General features: G+C 72.8%; 17 protein-coding genes. 3 read left to right on the top strand and 14 right to left on the bottom strand.

From position 1 onward, the window contains the following. Positions 1-31: 31 nt before the first annotated feature. A complete protein-coding gene (gene nusA, locus L332_RS25730) occupies positions 32-1,027 on the bottom strand; it encodes a transcription termination factor NusA (protein WP_021011196.1) in 996 nt (331 codons plus the stop codon). A 99-nt stretch (positions 1,028-1,126) separates the two neighbouring features. Here nusA and L332_RS25725 point away from each other — a divergent pair, with 99 nt between their 5' ends. Beyond that, positions 1,127-2,617: an alanine/glycine:cation symporter family protein gene (locus L332_RS25725; protein ID WP_021065077.1), complete on the top strand. Its 1,491-nt coding sequence runs from the start codon at positions 1,127-1,129 to the stop codon at positions 2,615-2,617. 3 nt (positions 2,618-2,620) lie between these two features. Here the strand turns inward: L332_RS25725 and L332_RS25720 are convergent, their stop codons facing one another. From L332_RS25720 to ispG, 9 genes are all read right to left on the bottom strand, one after another. Further along, the gene (locus tag L332_RS25720; RefSeq protein ID WP_021011194.1) at positions 2,621-4,384 is read right to left on the bottom strand and encodes a proline--tRNA ligase; all 1,764 of its coding nucleotides are present in this window, start codon (positions 4,382-4,384) and stop codon (positions 2,621-2,623) included. 37 nt (positions 4,385-4,421) lie between these two features. Beyond that, a complete protein-coding gene (locus tag L332_RS30410) occupies positions 4,422-5,198 on the bottom strand; it encodes a hypothetical protein (RefSeq protein WP_021011193.1) in 777 nt (258 codons plus the stop codon). Continuing rightward, complete coding sequence (locus L332_RS25710; protein ID WP_021011192.1) at positions 5,195-6,196, bottom strand: VWA domain-containing protein; 1,002 nt, start codon at positions 6,194-6,196, stop codon at positions 5,195-5,197. Before L332_RS25710 ends, L332_RS30410 begins: the two co-directional genes overlap by 4 nt. Beyond that, a complete protein-coding gene (locus L332_RS25705) occupies positions 6,178-7,167 on the bottom strand; it encodes a vWA domain-containing protein (RefSeq protein ID WP_144061077.1) in 990 nt (329 codons plus the stop codon). The genes L332_RS25710 and L332_RS25705 overlap by 19 nt, the downstream gene beginning before the upstream one ends. Further along, complete coding sequence (locus L332_RS25700; protein WP_021011190.1) at positions 7,158-7,646, bottom strand: hypothetical protein; 489 nt, start codon at positions 7,644-7,646, stop codon at positions 7,158-7,160. Before L332_RS25700 ends, L332_RS25705 begins: the two co-directional genes overlap by 10 nt. Further along, on the bottom strand, positions 7,633-8,520 hold the full coding sequence (locus L332_RS30405; protein WP_021011189.1) for a DUF58 domain-containing protein: 888 nt from the start codon (positions 8,518-8,520) through the stop codon (positions 7,633-7,635). Before L332_RS30405 ends, L332_RS25700 begins: the two co-directional genes overlap by 14 nt. Before the next feature lie 8 nt (positions 8,521-8,528). Next, positions 8,529-9,536 carry an AAA family ATPase gene (locus L332_RS25690; protein ID WP_021011188.1) on the bottom strand — a complete coding sequence of 336 codons (1,008 nt, stop codon included), beginning with the start codon at positions 9,534-9,536 and terminating at the stop codon, positions 8,529-8,531. Between the two features lie 123 nt (positions 9,537-9,659). Continuing rightward, positions 9,660-10,904, bottom strand: coding sequence for an MFS transporter (locus tag L332_RS25685; protein WP_021011187.1), 1,245 nt, complete (start codon positions 10,902-10,904; stop codon positions 9,660-9,662). 1 nt (position 10,905) lies between these two features. After that, positions 10,906-12,048 carry a flavodoxin-dependent (E)-4-hydroxy-3-methylbut-2-enyl-diphosphate synthase gene (ispG, locus tag L332_RS25680; protein WP_021011186.1) on the bottom strand — a complete coding sequence of 381 codons (1,143 nt, stop codon included), beginning with the start codon at positions 12,046-12,048 and terminating at the stop codon, positions 10,906-10,908. Between the two features lie 77 nt (positions 12,049-12,125). Between ispG and L332_RS25675 the strand changes: the two genes are divergently transcribed. Continuing rightward, complete coding sequence (locus L332_RS25675) at positions 12,126-13,022, top strand: ribonuclease HI family protein (protein WP_021011185.1); 897 nt, start codon at positions 12,126-12,128, stop codon at positions 13,020-13,022. Positions 13,023-13,028: 6 nt separating this feature from the next. Here the strand turns inward: L332_RS25675 and L332_RS25670 are convergent, their stop codons facing one another. Next, positions 13,029-14,357 (bottom strand): M50 family metallopeptidase, encoded by a 1,329-nt coding sequence (locus L332_RS25670; protein WP_021011184.1) that lies wholly within the window; start codon positions 14,355-14,357, stop codon positions 13,029-13,031. Positions 14,358-14,443: 86 nt separating this feature from the next. Between L332_RS25670 and L332_RS25665 the strand changes: the two genes are divergently transcribed. After that, entirely contained in the window at positions 14,444-15,049 is a 606-nt protein-coding gene (locus L332_RS25665) for a hypothetical protein (RefSeq protein ID WP_021011183.1), read from the top strand. Between the two features lie 153 nt (positions 15,050-15,202). Here L332_RS25665 and L332_RS25660 read toward each other — a convergent pair whose 3' ends face one another. The 3 genes from L332_RS25660 to L332_RS0115510 are packed head-to-tail and all read right to left on the bottom strand — an operon-like array spanning position 15,203 to position 17,264. Next, positions 15,203-15,667: a GNAT family N-acetyltransferase gene (locus L332_RS25660; protein WP_021011182.1), complete on the bottom strand. Its 465-nt coding sequence runs from the start codon at positions 15,665-15,667 to the stop codon at positions 15,203-15,205. Continuing rightward, positions 15,664-16,746: a 1-deoxy-D-xylulose-5-phosphate reductoisomerase gene (gene dxr, locus L332_RS25655; protein ID WP_021011181.1), complete on the bottom strand. Its 1,083-nt coding sequence runs from the start codon at positions 16,744-16,746 to the stop codon at positions 15,664-15,666. Before dxr ends, L332_RS25660 begins: the two co-directional genes overlap by 4 nt. Beyond that, positions 16,746-17,264 carry an OsmC family protein gene (locus tag L332_RS0115510; protein ID WP_052588734.1) on the bottom strand — a complete coding sequence of 173 codons (519 nt, stop codon included), beginning with the start codon at positions 17,262-17,264 and terminating at the stop codon, positions 16,746-16,748. The genes dxr and L332_RS0115510 overlap by 1 nt, the downstream gene beginning before the upstream one ends. Positions 17,265-17,281: the final 17 nt, after the last annotated feature.

The raw sequence follows: 17,281 nt of genomic DNA, 5'->3' as shown, positions 1-17,281 counted from the left end.
CAGGACGACACGCCCGGGCGCTGGAGCGATCTCAGTCCTCGTCCATCACGGAATCGGGCTGGATGTCGATCTTCGCCCCGGTGAGCTTCGCGGCGAGCCGGGCGTTCTGCCCCTCGCGGCCGATCGCAAGCGAGAGCTGGAAGTCGGGCACGAGCGCCCGCACGGCCTTCGTCTTCGCGTCGAGCATGAACGCATCCGACACCCGTGCCGGGCTCAGCGCGCTCGCGACGAACGCCGGCAGGTCGTCGGAGTAGTCGACGATGTCGATCTTCTCGTCGCCGAGCTCGGCCTGGACGGCCCGCACGCGCGCGCCGAGCTCGCCGATGCACGCGCCCTTCGCGTTGATGCCCGGCTGCGTCGCGCGCACGGCGATCTTCGTGCGGTGGCCCGCCTCGCGCGCGATCGCGACGATCTCGACGGCGCCCGAGGCGATCTCGGGCACCTCGAGCGCGAACAGCCGGCGCACGAGCGACGGGTGGGTGCGGCTCACGGTCACCTGCGGGCCGCGCGGGCCGCGCTCGACCTTCGTGATGAACACGCGCAGGCGCTGGCCGTGCTTGTACTCGGCGCCCGGCACCTGCTCCTCGGGCGGCAGCAGCGCCTCCATGTCGTCGCCGAGCTTGACGTGCACCATGCGCGGGTTCGTGCCCTGCTGCACGACGCCGGCGATGATGTCGCCCTCGCGATCCTTGTAGGCGCCGAGCACCGACTCGTCGCTCTTGTCGCGCAGGGCCTGGAAGATGACCTGCTTCGCGGCGGTCGCGGCGATGCGGCTGAAGTCGTCGGTCGTCGCGACCGACTCGCCGATGCGGTTGCCGTCCTCGTCGAGCTCCGGCTCGAAGAGGGTCACCTCGCCCGTGCGGCGGTCGACCTCGACGCGCGGCTGCGGCGCGCTCGGGTCGGGCTTGTGCTCACCCGAGCGGACGTGCGCCTGCAGGATGGCCTGCTCGATGATGCGGATCAGCTCGTCCGAGGAGATCTCCCGCTCGCGCTCGACGGTCTTCAGCACGGTCAGATCGATCTTCACTTGTGGGCTCCTTGGGTCACGACTCATCCGGCATGCGATGCCGACCCAGCAGTCTACCGCCCGGCCGGCTCGCAGGGCGGCCCTCCTATGCTCGGCGGCATGGCAGCTCTCGACGAGGCGATCCTCACGGCCGGCGACTTCTGGTGGACGTGGATCGTCCTGCCCGTGCTCGCCCTGCTCGGCGTCTACTTCACGATCCGCTCGGGCGTCGTGCAGCTGCGGCTCTTCCCGGCCATGCTCCGGGTGCTGACCGACCGGACGCCGCTCGCGCGGGACGGCAGCACGCAGTCGGTGTCGTCGTTCCAGGCGTTCACGATCTCGGCCGCGAGCCGCGTGGGCGTCGGCAACATCGCGGGCGTCGCGACCGCGATCGCGATCGGCGGCCCGGGCGCGGTGTTCTGGATGTGGACGATGGCCTTCGTCGGCGGCGCCTCCTCGTTCATCGAGTCGACGCTCGCCCAGCTCTACAAGCACCGCGACGCCGACGGGTTCCGCGGCGGGCCGGCGTACTACATGCAGCGCGGCCTCGGCGCGCGCTGGATGGGCATCCTCTTCGCGATCATCCTCATCGTCTGCTTCCCCTTCGCGTTCTCGTCGCTGCAGGCGAACACGATCGTCGCGACGGTCACCTCGACCGTCGGCACGGATGCGGCGTGGCTGCCCTGGGCGATCGGCGCGGTCGTCGCGGTGCTCACGGGCCTCATCGTCTTCGGCGGCGTGCGCCGCATCGCGAAGGTGACGCAGTCGCTCGTGCCGGCGATGGCGCTGCTCTACCTCGTGCTCGGGCTCGTCATCGTCGCGATGAACATCACCGAGGTGCCGCGCGTGCTCGGCGAGATCTACGCGGGAGCGTTCGGCTTCCAGCAGGTCGCGGGCGGCGCGATCGGCACGATCATCATGCAGGGCGTCAAGCGCGGCATGTTCTCGAACGAGGCGGGCCTCGGCTCGGCGCCGAACGCCGGCGCCTCGGCCGCCGTCACCCACCCGGCGAAGCAGGGCCTCGTGCAGACGCTCGGCGTCTACTTCGACACGTTCCTCGTCTGCTCGATCACCGCGTTCATCATCCTCGTGTCGACCCCCGACCTCGCGGGAGCTGAGGGCGGCATCGACCTGACGTTCCAAGCGGTCACGGGCGAGCTCGGCGCGTGGGCCGGCATCGCCCTCTCGGTCATCGTGTTCCTGCTCGCGTTCTCGTCGATCATCGGCAACTACTACTACGGCGAGTCGAACATCGAGTTCATCACCGAGAGCCGCGCCGTGCTCACGACCTACCGCGTGCTCGCGGTCGTCGCGGTGCTCGCGGGCTCGGTCGTCGCGACCGCGACGGTGTGGAACACCGCCGACCTGCTCATGGGCATCATGGCGATCGTCAACCTCGTCGCGATCGGCCTGCTCTCGGGCGTCGCCTTCAAGTTGCTCAAGAACTTCGACGAGCAGCGCCGCGCGGGCACCGACCCGGTGTTCACGCGCGACATGCTCCCGGAGCTGCGCGGCGTCGAGGAGTGGCGCGACGTCCAGTCGGTCACCGGCACGTGGGATGCCGTCCCGACGACCGAGGGACGCGGCTCCGCGGGCGACGCCCGCGGCTGACGCTCAGCGGCCGAGCGCCGCCTCGAGCTCGTCGATCCGGGCCTGCTGCCGCTCGCCCGTCGCGCGGTCCCACACCTCGACGAGGCCCTCGGGCGCGTCGCGGCCGACGACCACGATCTGCGGCACGCCGATGATCTCGGCGTCGCCGAACTTCACGCCCGGCGAGACCTTCGGGCGGTCGTCGTAGAGCACCTCGAGGCCGCGCGACTCGAGGCTCGCGACGACGCGCTCGGCGATCTCGAACACGCCCGCGTCGCGGCCGGTCGCGACGACGTGCACGTCGAACGGCGCGACCTCGCGCGGCCAGACGATGCCGCGCTCGTCGCGCGACTTCTCGACGATCGCGGCGAGGTTGCGGGTGACGCCGATGCCGTACGAGCCCATCGTCACCGTGACGAGCTTCCCGTTCTGGTCGAGCACCTTGAGGCCGAGCGCCTCGGCGTACTTGCGGCCGAGCTGGAAGACGTGGCCGATCTCCATGCCGCGCTCGAGCGTGACGGGACCCGACCCATCCGGGGCGGGGTCGCCCTCGCGCACGCTCGCCGCCTCGACCCAGCCGTCGCCGACGAAGTCGCGCCCGGCGACGAGCCCGAAGACGTGCTTGCCGGGCTCGTTCGCGCCGGTGATCCAGCTCGAGCCGTCGACGACCCGCTTGTCGAGGAGGTAGCGGATGCCCGTGGCACCCTCCTCCCCCAGCACGGCGCCCGAGGGCGACCACGGGCCGATGTAGCCCTTCACGAGGCCCGGGTTGGCCTTGAAGTCGTCGTCGTCCGCCGCCGAGACCTCGGCGGGCTGGAAGGCGACCTCGACGCGCTTCTCGTCCACGTCGCGGTCGCCGGGCACGGCGACGACGACGAGCTCCTTCGAGCCGTCGAGGTGCGTCAGCCGCAGCACGACGTTCTTGAGCGTGTCGGCGGCCGTCCACGCGCGGCCGTCCTCGCGCGGGAAGCGCGCGTTGGCGTCGGCGACGAGCGTCTCGATCGTGGGCGTGTCGGGGGTGTCGCGCACGAGTGCCTCGGGCAGGCCCTCGGTCGGCTGCGGCTCGGGTGCGAGCGTCTCGAACGCCTCGACGTTCGCGGCGTAGCCGCCCGCGGAGCGCACGATGGTGTCCTCGCCGACGGGCGTGGGGTGCAGGAACTCCTCCGACTTCGAGCCGCCCATCGCACCGGCGTCGGCCGAGACGATGACGTACTCGAGCCCGAGGCGCGCGAAGATGCGCTCGTACGCGTCGCGCTGGCGCTGGTAGCTCGCCTCGAGCCCCGCGTCGTCGACGTCGAACGAGTACGCGTCCTTCATCGTGAACTCTCGCGCGCGCAGCAGGCCCGCGCGGGGCCGGGCCTCGTCGCGGTACTTGTCCTGGATCTGGAAGATCGTGAGCGGCAGCGACTTGTAGCTCGAGACGAGGTCCTGCACGAGCAGCGTGAAGACCTCCTCGTGCGTCGGCGCGAGCAGGTGGTCGGCGCCCTTGCGATCCTGGAGCCGGAAGATGTTGTCGCCGTACTCGGTCCAGCGACCGGTGCGCTCGTACGGCTCGCGCGGCAGCAGGCCCGGGAAGAGCACCTCCTGCGCGCCCGCGGCCTCCATCTCCTCGCGGATGATGCGCTCGATGTTGCGCCGCACGCGCAGGCCGAGCGGCAGCCACGAGTACAGGCCCGCCCCGGCGCGCCGGATGTAGCCCGCGCGCAGCAGCAGCCGGTGGCTCGCGACCTCGGCCTCGGCCGGGTCCTCGCGAAGCGTGGTGAAGAAGAGCTCGGAGAGGCGGATCACCCAGCGATCCTACGCGGGATCGTCGGCGCGGGCTGACTCACCAGGGCCGCTCGACGCCCGAGCCGCCGCCCGGATCGTCGCCGCCCTGGTCGTACTGGTCCTGCTGCTGCTGCTCGGTCTGGGCGCCCTGGTTCTGCTCCTCGAGCTGCTCCTCGGGCGACTGCGGCTCGTTCCCCTCGCCGTCGCCGTCGCCCTCGCCGTCGCCCTCGCCCTGCTCGGACGACGACTCCTCGAGCTTCTCCTCGATGCGCGGCACGGCGGCCTCGAGCTGCGCGGCGGTGTCGGCCTCGCGCTCGCGCGGCTCGTCGTGGCAGCCCTCCGGGGCGGAGCCGATGAGCGCGAGCGCCTCGGTGTAGAACGCGTTCGCGCCCTCGCGGTCGTCGCCCTCGCGGGCGGCGTCGCCCTGCTTCTCGATCGTCGTCGCGAGCGATGCGACGATGATGCAGTGCTCGTGCACCTGGCCCGCGGTGACGGGCTCGCCATGCAGCCGCAGCGACTCCTCGAGCTTCGCCCTGCCCTCCTCGAGCTCGCCGCTCATCGTGAGCGAGACGCCGAGGTCGAAGGGCGCCTTCCACGGCTCGACCCAGTTCCACAGCTCGAGCCCGCGCGCCGCCTCCGCGGCCTGCCCGTAGGCGCGGCCCTCGAAGCGGTCGATCGCGGTCTCGGAGAGCGCGCTGACGCTGATGAGCTTCGTCGACACGACGAGCACGGCGAGCGCGACCGGGATGAGCCCGAGCATGAGCCACCAGCGCAAGCGGCGGCGCTGCGCATCGGTGAGCACGCGGCGGGGGCGCGGCGGGATGGGGACGGTCACGGCGCCTCCGTCCGCAGGATGCCGCGGGTCGAGCGGAGCGAGCGCGCGAGGCTCAGCCCCTCCCACGCGAGCAGGAGCGCGATCGGCAGGCCGAGCACCCACGCGACCTCGAGCCGCGCCTCCTCGGTGCGGTCGAGGTTCGCGGCGCCGTCGAGCGCGGCCATGGGCCCGAGCGCATCCGAGAGCGGGAGCCCCGGCTGCCGGTGCAGGTAGCTGACGCCGAGCTCGCTCGCGATCGACCGCAGCTGCCCCTCGTCGATGCGGCTCACCGCGTCGCCGCCGGCGGGATCCTGCAGGTAGCGGTCCTCGTTCGGGTTGAAGCTCGAGACGCGCATGCGCCCGCCCTGCTCCGTGCCGTAGCCGAGCACGAGCCCGCGGTCGACGAGCGCGCCGACGTCGGCGAACGACTGCGGCGGCTCCTCGGCGGTGTGCTCGCCGTCGCCGAGGTAGAAGACGATGGCGGGCGAGCCCGGGTCGGCCGCGGCCGAGCGCTCGAGCTCGGTGCGCAGCAGGTCGCGCCCGGCCGCGACCGACGTGCCCCGGGACTGCTGCGCGATCTCGGGCCGCAGCGCGCGCACCATCTCGATCACGGCGGAGCCGTCGTCCGTGAGGGGCACGCGCAGCAGCGCTTGGGAGTCGAACGAGATGACCGAGATGTCGGCACCGGCGAACGATCGCGCGATCTCGACGACGTCCTCCTGCATGCCGGCGAGCCGCGGCTCGCTCCCCCAGTCCTCGGCCGCGACGGATTGCGAGGTGTCGACGACGACGAAGACGCGGGCGGAGATGGATGCCGTGGGCACCTCGCCGCCGGGCAGCGCCGGGCGGAAGGCCATGGCGACCGCGAGCGCGACGAGCAGGGAGCGGCGCAGCCACGCGATCCTCCGGCCGCGCACCGCGATGAGCTGCCACACGCACAGCGCGAGCGCGAGCGCGCCGACGATCGCGACGACGACGGGCAGCGTGGGGTGGAACGTGATCACAGCCTCGCCCTCCACGCCATCGCCACGACCCCCGCGACGAGCAGCAGCACGACGAGCGGGAGCGCGCCAGGTCGGTCGACGACCTGGATCTGCGGCGGCGTCTCGATGTAGCCGGCCTCGATCGCGTTCACGCGGTCGACGATCTGCGGCACCGTCTGCGCGAAGTCGAGCGAGAAGTAGGCGCCGCCGGTGCCCTCGGCGATCTCGCGCAGCTCTTGCGAGGCCATGTCGCGGCCCCAGTCGAAGGGGTTGATCGCGTACACGCGCACCTCGTTGTCGACCGCGAGCTGGCCCGCTTGCGGCAGCGTGAAGATCTGCTGCCCGTTCACGACGTTGTCGGTCGCGAGGATGATCGAGCGCGGCCGCTCGCTCGCCTCGAGGTCGGCGAAGTCGAGCACGCACGAGGCGAGCCCGTCGCCGACGAGCGAGGCGCCGAGGCCGCTCGCGGTGCCGGCGAGGTAGTTGAACTGCTCGTCGGGGCCGAGGGTGCCGGTGAGCGCGCGCACGTAGCGGCCGAGCTGCTCCTGGATGTAGTCGTAGTCGCTCGTGAGCGGGAACGCCATGACGCTCGAGGCGTCGAAGATGCGCATGCCGATGCGCTCGCCGTCGAGCGATGCGGCGATGTCCTGGTAGACGCCGAGGATCTCGGCGTCGACGTCGACCATCGAGCCGGAGACGTCGAGGCACAGCACGATGTCGCGCTTGTAGTCGTCCTCCTGGTTGGCGTGCACGCCGGAGGGCCGGGCTGCGACGGCGCCCGCGACCGCGACTCCCGCGAGCGCCGCGACGAGCGCCGCACCGATCCAGAGCCGGTAGCGGGCGAGCGCGCCGCGGAAGGCGGGCAGCGCCGTCATCCGGTCGACGTGCGCGACCGGCAGGCCGCGGTCGCGGCGGCGCTTCGGCAGCAGCAGCCCCACGATCGCGAGCGCGAGCCCCGCGACCACGACGATCGGCAGCAGCCACGGCCAGAGCAGGCTCACATCCACGTCGCCACCACCTGCCGCGCGGCGCCGATCGCCGCATCCGGGTCGTGCTTCGCCGCCCGCCTGAACGACGACGGGTAGTACTGCGCGACCGCGCCCTCGACCGCCGGCAGGTCGGCGTCCCGCAGGTCGCGGAGCGTCATCACCTCGGCGACGACGCCCGTCGACTCGTGCGCGAAGAAGCGCAGCACGAGGCTCAGCCGCTGCGCGAGCTCCCTGGGCCCGATCTCGCCCGCCTCGTGCTCCGCGGCGACCTCGTCGATCATCCGCAAGTACTTCTCCTTGACGCTGCGCACGTCGATCGGCACGGCGGGCGGCGGCGGGGGCTCGAGGATGCCGCGCGGGCGGGTCCAGAGCCACGCGAACGCGTAGGCGGCGACGACCGCGGCGAGCGCGAGCGCGCCGAGCAGCCACCACGGCCCGTAGCCGAACGGGCCGTAGGTGTCGGGCGCGGGCAGCCCGCCGAGCTCAGCGACGCGCACGCCGGTGCCTCTCGAGCAGGCGGAAGAGCCCGCCGATCGCGGTCGCGCTCGAGCCGATGCGCACCGAGGCGATGCCGAGCGAACGCAGCCCCGCCTCGAGCCGCTCGCGCCGCAGCGCCGACTGCTCGTCGAACGCCCGGCGGAGCCCCTTGTCGCGGCGCAGGAACGACGGCAGCCCGAGGCCGGTGTCGACGCCGACGAGCTCGCGGTGGTCGCCCGCGCGCGCCATGAGGTCGGCGTCGCCGATCGAGACCCACAGCACCTCGTGGCGCGTGTGGAGGCGCCCGAGGTGCACGTCGAGGTCGTGCGTGTAGGCGAGGTCGTCGGCGATCACGACGATGAGCGAGCGGCGGCGCATGCGCCGCACCGCGTGCTCGAGCACCCCTTCGAGCCTCGAGAGCGGCCCGTCGATCGAGACCGCGTCGTCGATGCGCCGCAGCATGCGCTCGAGGTGCGCCTCCGAGCCGCCCTCCGGCATGCTCTCGGTGCGCTCCTCGTCGCCCATGAGCAGCGCGACGCGATCGCCGTGGCGCGTCGCGAGGTAGCCGAGGAGCCCTGCGACGAGGATCGCGAGCTCGCGCTTCGACTCCCCCGACTCCGCGATCGCCGCCATGTTGCGGCCCGAGTCGACGACGAGCAGCACGTTGTGCTGGCGGGAGGCGATGTAGCGCTTGATGAGCGGCACGTGGCTGCGCGCCGTCGCCTTCCAGTCGATGTCCTTGACGTCATCGCCCGGCTGGTACTCGCGCAGGTCGTCGAAGTCGTGGCTGCGGCCGTGGTGGATCGACTGGTACTCGCCCTCGAGCAGCTCGAGGGTACGACGGTGCGCGTGGATCGACATGGTCGTCTTCACCTTGCGCAGCCGCCGTTCCATGACCGGTCCTACGGCGTCCGCACGGCGCCGAAGATGGCGTCGATGATCTGCTCGGTCGTCACGCCGTCGGCCTCGGCCTCGTAGCCGAGGATGAGGCGGTGCCGCAGCACGGCGTGCCGCAGGTCCTTGACGTCCTCCGGGATCACCCAGTCGCGACCCTGCACGAGCGCGAGCGCGCGCGCCGCTTGCGAGAACGACAGCGAGCCGCGCGGGCTCGCGCCGTACTCGATGTAGCCGGCGAGCTGCGCGCCGATGTAGTCGGTCGCGTGGCGCGTCACGTACATGAGCTGCACGACGTAGTTCGTGATCGCCTGGTCGACGTAGACGCGCTTCGCGAGCCCCTGCAGGAACCGCACGTCGTCGAGCGTCGCGACCGGCTCGCCGTGCCCCTGCTCGAACACGCCCGACTCGGCGCGCCGCACGATCTCCGCCTCCTCGGTCGGCGAGGGGTAGGTGAGCACCTCCTTGAGCAGGAAGCGGTCGAGCTGCGCCTCGGGCAGCGTGTAGGTGCCCTCCTGCTCGATGGGGTTCTGGGTCGCGAGCACGAGGAACGGCTGCGGCAGCGGGTGCGTCTCGCCGCCGATCGACGTCTGCCGCTCCTGCATCGCCTCGAGCATCGCCGACTGCGTCTTCGCGCTCGAGCGGTTGATCTCGTCGAGCAGCACGAAGTTCGCGTGCACCGGACCGAGCTGGGTGCGGAACTCGCCCGTGTGCTGGTCGTAGATCTGGGTGCCGACGATGTCGCTCGGCAGCAGGTCGGGAGTGCACTGGATGCGGTGGAACGACGCCGAGACCGAGCGCGCGAGGGTCGCGGCCGCCGTCGTCTTCGCGAGCCCGGGCACCGACTCCATCAGCACGTGGCCGCCCGTGAGGAGCGCGACGAGGAGCGAGCGCAGCAGCTGGTGCTGCCCGACGACCGTCGACTGGAACGACTGCTCGATCGAGCGGATGATCGCCTTCGCGCGCTCGAGCTCCTCAGGCGTGATGGGGTCCCGTCCGGGGACTGCTGCGGACACGCGCGCTCCTATCGGTGGCGGTCGGTGGGTGGGCCGTCGTCGGGCGGGCCGTCGGTCGTCGGCGGCACCGCCTCGGTCACGCTACCGGCTTGAGCCATGCACGGCCGGTGACGCCGCCGTGCCTCACGCGGGCTGCGGCTCGCGCCGTCGCGTCGCGACGATCGCCGCGATCGCGATCGCGGCGATGAGCGGCAGCATCGCGACGTTGAGCCCCGCGTAGCCGACGAGCCCGAGGATGGGGCCGGCCGTGGCGCCGGCGGCGGCGCCCGCGAGCCCCATCACGAGGTCGGATCGGCCCTGGAGCGCGGGGCGCAGCGGCGGCTCGACCGCGGCGGCGACGAGCGTCGAGCCGGCGACGGTCGCGGCGCTCCAGCCGAGGCCGAGCAGCGCGAGCCCGACCGGGGCGAGGTCGACGGGCAGCACGAGGTTCGAGGCGATCGAGAGCAGCAGGATGGCGGCGCCGACGAGCACGGTCGAGCGAGCGCCGACGCGGTCGGTGAGCCAGCCGAAGACGGGCGAGAGCGCATACATCCCCGCCGTGTGCGCGCTCATCGTGAAGCCGATGACGCCGAGGTGCTGCCCCGCGTGGTCGAGGTGCACGGGGGTGAGCGCCATGACCCCGACCATCGTCGCGTGCGCGGCCGCGACCGCGATCACGGCGGCGAGGGCCCGCGGGTGCTCCGCGAGGCGCAAGCGCGGCGGCGTCGTCGGCGCGGGCGCCCCGATGCGGCTCTCGAGCAGCGGGTCGGGCCGCAGCAGCGTCCACAGCACGATCGCGACGACCGCCATCGCGACGGCGCTGATGAGGTACGCGCCCACGAGCGGCGGCAGGCCGAGCCCGACGCCGAGCGCATCGCCGGGGCCGATGAGGTTCGGGCCGACGACGACGCCGATCGTCGTCATCCAGACGACGAGCGAGAGGTCGCGGCCGCGATGCCTCGGGGTCGAGAGGTCGGTCGCGGCGAAGCGCGACTGGAGGTTGACCGCCATCGCGCCGCCGAGCACGAGGAAGCCGGGCAGCACGATCGCGGCGGCGCCGATCGTGCCGCCGATCGCGAGCGTGAGAGCACCCGCGAGGGCGAGGAGCGCGCCGCTCGTGAGCGCCACGCGGCGGCCGCGGCGCTGCGCGAGCCGCGCGAGCGGCACCGCGAGCGCAGCGCCGCCGAGCGTCAGGAGCGTCGCGGCGAGTCCCGCGAGCTCATCACGGCCTGTCACCTGCGCGACGAGCAGCGAGCCGACGCCGAGCGCGACGCCGTTCGAGAGCCCGCCGAGCGCTTGCGCGAGCGAGAGGACGGCGAGCGTGCGGCGCTGCGCCGGGTGCTGCCGCTCTGGCTGCCCCGGCTCGTCGACCGCTGGGGTCGCGCTCACCTCAGGCGGTGACGACCTGGGCCTCGCCCGCGGGCAGGCCCTGCTCGTCGGCGATGCGGCGAGCCTCCTCGATGAGCGTGGCCACGATCTCCGCCTCGGGCACGGTCTTGACGACCTCGCCCTTGATGAAGATCTGCCCCTTGCCGTTGCCCGACGCGACCCCGAGGTCGGCCTCGCGCGCCTCGCCCGGGCCGTTCACGACGCATCCCATGACCGCGACGCGCAGCGGCACCTGCACGTCCTTGAGGCCCTCGGTCACCGAGTCGGCGAGCGAGTAGACATCGACCTGGGCGCGGCCGCACGAGGGGCACGAGACGATCTCGAGCTTGCGCTCGCGGAGGTTGAGCGACTGCAGGATCTGCATGCCGACCTTGATCTCCTCGACCGGCGGCGCCGAGAGCGAGACGCGGATCGTGTCGCCGATGCCCTCGGAGAGCAGGATGCCGAACGCGGTCGCCGACTTGATCGTGCCCTGGAACGCGGGGCCGGCCTCGGTGACGCCGAGGTGCAGCGGCCAGTCGCCGCGCTCGGCGAGCAGGCGGTAGGCCTTGACCATCACGACCGGGTCGTTGTGCTTGACCGAGATCTTGAAGTCGTGGAAGTCGTGCTCCTCGAACAGGCTCGCCTCCCACACGGCCGACTCGACGAGCGCCTCGGGCGTCGCCTTGCCGTACTTCTCGAGCAGGCGCGGGTCGAGCGAGCCGGCGTTGACGCCGATGCGGAGGGAGACGCCCGCGGCCTTGGCGCGCTTGGCGATCTCGCCGACCTGGTCGTCGAACTTGCGGATGTTGCCCGGGTTGACGCGCACGGCGGCGCAGCCGGCGTCGATCGCCTGGTAGACGTACTTCGGCTGGAAGTGGATGTCGGCGATGACCGGGATCTGGCTCTTCTTCGCGATGATGTGCAGCACATCCGCGTCGTCCTGGCTCGGCACGGCGACGCGCACGATGTCGCAGCCGGTCGCGGTGAGCTCGGCGATCTGCTGGAGCGTCGCGTTGATGTCGGTCGTCTTCGTCGTGGTCATCGACTGCACCGAGACGGGCGCGTCGCCGCCGACGAGCACCTTGCCGACCTTGATCTGCCGGGTCTTGCGTCGGGGCGCGAGCGTGAGCGGCGCGGGGCTCCCGAGGTTGATGGCTGCCATGGGCGACAGCCTACGCGGCGGTGCTATGACGAAGCCCCGCGGCGTGCGACCGGCCGGCCGGCTGGCAGGATCGTCGGGTGATCACGGCAGCGGCAGACGGCTCCTCCCTCGGCAACCCCGGCCCCACCGGCTGGGGCTGGTACATCGACGACGCGCGATGGGCGGCGGGCGGCCAGCGCACGGGCACGAACAACATCGGCGAGCTCTCGGCGGTCGTCGACCTGCTGCGGCAGACGCGCGGCGTCGACGAGCTGCTCATCCTGTGCGACAGCCAGTACGTCATCAACTCGGTGACGAAGTGGATGGCCGGCTGGAAGCGGAAGGGCTGGCGGAAGGCCGACGGCAAGCCGGTCATGAACCGCGAGCTGCTCGAGGAGCTCGACCGGCTCATGGCGGAGCGGAAGGCCGAGGGCGGCACGGTGCGCTTCGAGTGGGTCAAGGGCCACGCGGGCCACCCGCTCAACGAGGCGGCCGACCGGCTCGCGAACGGCGCGGCGGCGGCCTACCAGCGCGGTGCGGTGCCGGATGCGGGACCGGGGTTCGGGGGCGTGACCCCGGCGGCGGCGCCCACGGCCCGCGCCGCCGAGGTCCCTGCCTCGCCCGACCTCTTCGACGGCTTCGACTTCCTCACCGACACGCCCGCCGAGGCCGAGGTCGTGCGGCTCGAGCGCTCGCTGCTGAGCGACGAGGTGCGCGCGGATGCCGCGAGCGTCGCGGCGCTGCTGCACCCCGAGTGGGAAGCGATCGGCGCCTCGGGCCGCCGCTGGAGCCGCGACGAGCTGCTCGCCGAGATCGCGCCGCTGCCGGAGCGCGCCGAGCTCGAGGTGCTCGCGACGCACGAGCTCGGCGACGACGCGCTGCTGCTCGTGTGGCGCTCGGTGGGCGCTCGCGGGAGCGCGCTGCGCAGCTCGCTGTGGGTACGCGTCGGCGGGCGCTGGCGGCAGCGCTTCCACCAGGGCACGCCGGAGGATTGACCCCCGCTACCCCCCGAACAGCGCGATCGGCTTGACGATGTCGGCGTAGATGAGCAGCGCGCTCATGATGCCGAGCAGGCCCGTGACGACGAGCGTGACCGGCACCCACTTCGCGGTGTCGAGCGGCGTCGCGACCGTGCCGCGCAGCCTCGCCCAGCCGCGCCGCACCGCGTCGACGACCGCGCCGAGGATGTGGCCGCCGTCGAGCGGCATGAGCGGGATGAGGTTGAAGACGAACAGCGCGACGTTGAGGCTCGCGAGCAGCTGCACCATCGCGCTGATGCGCTCGAGCACCGGCACCTGGTCGAGCGCCGCGATCTCGCCGGCCATGCGGCCGACGCCGACGACCGACATCGGGCCGTTCGGGTCGCGCTCCCCCGGCCCGAACGCCGCCGCGGCGACGTCGACGAGCCGCTGCGGCAGGTTGACGATGAGCTGCCCGACGCGCCAGACGTTGTCGCCGACCGCGGGCAGCACCGCCGATGCGGGCTGCTGCGCGACCTCGTACTGCGGGCCGACGCCCGCGAAGCCGACCGTCTCGGTGAGCTGCCGACCGTCGACCTCGACGGGATCGCCGCGGTCGTCGAAGACGTAGCGCTCGGTCGCGAGCGGCGTGAGCTGCAGCGCCTGCCGGGCGCCGTCGCGCTCGACGACGAGCTCGACCCGCTGCCCCGCGAGGTCGCGGATCGCGGCCTGCACGTCATCCCAGCTGCCCGCGGGCTGCCCGTCGATCGAGACGATCGTGTCGCCTGGCTGCACGCCCGCCTCGGCGGCGGGCGCGAGCGGGTCGCCGGGCTCGCACTCCGCCCGCTGCTCCGAGGCCGCGATGACGCACTCCGAGACGCTCGCGACGGTCGTCGAGGGCACCGCGATGCCGAAGCCGCACAGCACGATCGCGTAGAGCACGACCGCGAGCACGAGGTTCATGAGCGGCCCGCCGAGCATGATGGCGATGCGCTTCCACGTCGCGAGGCGCCAGAACGCCCGCTCCTCCTCGCCCTCGTGGATCGTCTCAGCGCTCGAGTCGCGCGCGTCCTGGACGAGGGTGTCGAAGAAGCCCGTCGACGCATCCCTCGACTCCCCGCCGACCTTGAGCGGCGGGAACATGCCCGACATCGAGATGTAGCCGCCGAGCGGGATCGCCTTCACGCCGTACTCGGTCTCGCCGAAGCGCCGCGAGAAGAGCGTCGGGCCGAAGCCGATCATCCACTGCCCGACGCGCACGCCGAAGAGCTTCGCGGGCACGAGGTGGCCGATCTCGTGCAGGCCGATCGAGACGGCCAGGCCGATCACGACGACGAGCACGCCGACGGCGTAGAGCAGCACGGCTTCCATGTCGCCCGTCAGGCTACTGCCGGCACCTATCAGCCGTGCACGCGGATGCGGTGGCGTCCATAGGCGGCGCGGCTAGCGTCACTCGCATGCCCGCTCCCGCCCGCCGCGCCGTCGCCGAGCGCGTCGCGCCCGGCGGGAGCGCCCTCGGCCTCATCGCGGGGCTCGTCGGCGTCGCGCTCGTCGTGCTGCTCGTCTTCGTCGCGTCGAGGCCTCCCGCCGAGCCCGTGCCGGTGCCGCAGTCGGCGCGCGTCGAGGGCGAGCTGCCCGCGCGGGTCGGCGACTGGCGCGACGCGCAGCTCGAGCACGCGGCGATCATCATGCGCGCGGGCCGCGACCTGGGCCTCTCGGAGCGCGACGTGCGGCTCGCGGTCATGACGGCGATGGGCGAGTCGAGCCTGCGGGTGCTCGATCGAGGCGACGAGGCGGGGCCCGACTCGCGCGGCCTCTTCCAGCAGCGCGACGGCTGGGGCCCGTACGAGGTGCGCATGGATGCGTACGGCTCGGCCGTGCTCTTCTACCGCGCGCTCGCGAGGGTCGAGGGCCGCGACGCGATGGCGCCGACGCGCGTCGCGCACGCGGTGCAGATCAACCGCGATCCCGACCACTACGCGCGCTGGTGGGACGACGCGGGCGAGGTCGTCGCGGCGATCGACGCCGCCGACGTGCGCGTCGAGCTCGACCGCTCGGGCTGACGCCCGCCTCGTGCGCCGCGCGCAACCCCTCCCGCTCGATCCTCCTTGACTCGACACAGGCGCATACCTGGACCCCATCTCCCGAACGGGACCCGAGATCTCGGGTCCGCATGCCGAGATGGGGTCCGTTGCGCGCGGCGCGGCAGCGCCGCGTCAGCCTCGCAGCCGCTTCCGCATGTGCACGTCCGTCTCCGTCGCGGTGCGGCGCACGCCGTCGCGGTCGACGTACTCGTACGTCGTCTTCGAGCGCTCTCCCGTCTCGGCGTAGCCGAGGCGGCGGTAGAGCGCCGCCGCTCTCGGGTTGTCGACGCCCACGCCGAGCTCGACGAGCGTCGCCCCCATCGCCGCCGCCTCCCGCTCGGCAGCGCCGATGAGCGAGGCGCCGATGCCACGGCCGCGCGCGGCCTCGGCGACGAAGAGGTGGCGCAGCTCGGGCACGTCACCCGGCACGAGCACGCCAGAGCCGAGCGGCTCGCCGTCCTCGAGCGCGACGAGGAAGAGCACCTCGCCCGCCTCCTGCCGGCGCAGGTGCGACGCAGCCACAGCGGCGCCGGGAGGCTCCGACGCCGCGAGCCTCCACGCATCCGCCGCCGTCGCTCGTCGGACCTCGACCGTCACCGCCCGACGCCGCAGATCTCGTCGGCGGCGCGACGCGCCCAGCGCTCGGCCTGCAGCACGTGCTCGACCGTGAGCTCGCCCGGCTCGTGCTGCTCGAGCACGCGCTCGACCGCCGGCAGGATGTCGAGGAAGCCGATCTCGCCGAGGTGGAAGGCCTGCACCGCTTGCTCGTTCGCGGCGTTGAAGACCGCGGGGAACGTCGAGCCCGCCCGCCCGACGCGCTTCGCGAGCGCGACCGACGGGAACGCATCCTCGTCGAGCGGCTCGAACGTCCAGGTCGACGCGCGCGTCCAGTCGAGCGGCACGCCGACGCCCGCGACGCGGTGCGGCCAGTCGAGGCCGAGCGAGATCGGCAGCCGCATGTCGGGCGGCGAGGCCTGCGCGATCGTCGAGCCGTCGACGAACTCGACCATCGAGTGCACGATCGACTGCGGGTGCACCGTCACGTCGATGCGGTCGAAGGGCACGTCGAACAGCAAGTGGGCCTCGATGACCTCGAGTCCCTTGTTCACGAGCGTCGCGGAGTTCGTCGTCACCATCGGGCCCATGTCCCACGTGGGGTGCGCGAGCGCATCCGCGGGGCTCACGGCCGCCATCCGCTCGCGCGACCAGCCTCGGAACGGACCCCCGGATGCCGTGAGCACGAGCCTGCGGACCTCGCGCGCGTCGCCCGCGAGCAGGCACTGCGCGATCGCCGAGTGCTCGGAGTCGACCGGCACGATCTGGCCGGGCCGCGCGCGCTGCATGACGAGGTCGCCGCCCGCGATGAGCGACTCCTTGTTGGCGAGCGCGAGCACGCGGCCGGCGTCGAGCGCGGCGAGCGTCGGCGCGAGGCCGACGGAGCCCGTGATGCCGTTGACGACGACGTCGCTCTCGACCGACTCGATCATCGTCACGGCGGCGTCGGCGCCGAGCGCGGCCTCGCCGCCGAACTCGGCCTGCTGCGCCTCGAGGCCCGCGCGGTCGCTGCCGGCGACGAGCCCGGCGACCTCGAAGCGGTCGGGGTTCGCGCGGATGACGTCGAGGGTCTGCGTGCCGATCGAGCCGGTCGAGCCGAGCACGATCACGCGGCGGCGCATCAGCGGGCTCCCTCGGCCTCGGCGGCCCGGTCGTGCTGCGCGACGACCTCGCCGTCCGCGACGATCGTCGGCTCGTGCAGCACCGGGAACGCGACGGAGGATGCGATGAAGCAGTCGCGACCGGCCTGCCCGTGCGCGTCGAGCGCATCCGCCGCCTGGGTCGCGTCGGCGATCGTGACGACGGGGTGCAGCACCGCGCGCGTGAAGCGGCCGCCGGTGCCGCTCGTCTCCATCTCGCCCGTCGCCGCGTCGCGGTAGGCGGTCACGACGATGCCGCGGCTCGCAGCCTGGTGGAGGTAGCTGAGCATGTGGCACTGCGCGAGCGCCGCGAGCAGCAGCTGCTCGGGGTTGTGGCGACCGCGGTCGCCGCGGAACGTCGGATCGGCGGAGCCGAGGATGTCGGGGAGGCCCTCGATGCGCACGACGTGCTCGCGCGTGTAGGAGCGGTAGGTCGCGGTGCCCTCGGAGCCCGCTCCCGTCCACTCGACCTCGACGGCATAGGCGTGGCGCATCGGCATGGCTCCAGCGTAGGCGC

Origin of the sequence: Agrococcus pavilionensis RW1 (assembly GCF_000400485.1) — a bacterium.
In the GTDB taxonomy this organism is placed as follows: domain Bacteria; phylum Actinomycetota; class Actinomycetes; order Actinomycetales; family Microbacteriaceae; genus Agrococcus; species Agrococcus pavilionensis.
This window is presented reverse-complemented; position numbering and strand designations above follow the sequence as displayed.

What these genes read in the sequence shown, in the direction of transcription:
- L332_RS25725 (WP_021065077.1), top strand. Translation starts at nt 1,127, where the DNA reads ATGGCAGCTCTCGACGAGGCGATCCTCACGGCCGGCGACTTCTGGTGG.
- L332_RS30405 (WP_021011189.1), bottom strand. Translation starts at nt 8,520, where the DNA reads ATGGAACGGCGGCTGCGCAAGGTGAAGACGACCATGTCGATCCACGCG.
- ispG (WP_021011186.1), bottom strand. Translation starts at nt 12,048, where the DNA reads ATGGCAGCCATCAACCTCGGGAGCCCCGCGCCGCTCACGCTCGCGCCC.
- L332_RS25670 (WP_021011184.1), bottom strand. Translation starts at nt 14,357, where the DNA reads ATGGAAGCCGTGCTGCTCTACGCCGTCGGCGTGCTCGTCGTCGTGATC.
- L332_RS25665 (WP_021011183.1), top strand. Translation starts at nt 14,444, where the DNA reads ATGCCCGCTCCCGCCCGCCGCGCCGTCGCCGAGCGCGTCGCGCCCGGC.
- dxr (WP_021011181.1), bottom strand. Translation starts at nt 16,746, where the DNA reads ATGCGCCGCCGCGTGATCGTGCTCGGCTCGACCGGCTCGATCGGCACG.
- L332_RS0115510 (WP_052588734.1), bottom strand. Translation starts at nt 17,264, where the DNA reads ATGCCGATGCGCCACGCCTATGCCGTCGAGGTCGAGTGGACGGGAGCG.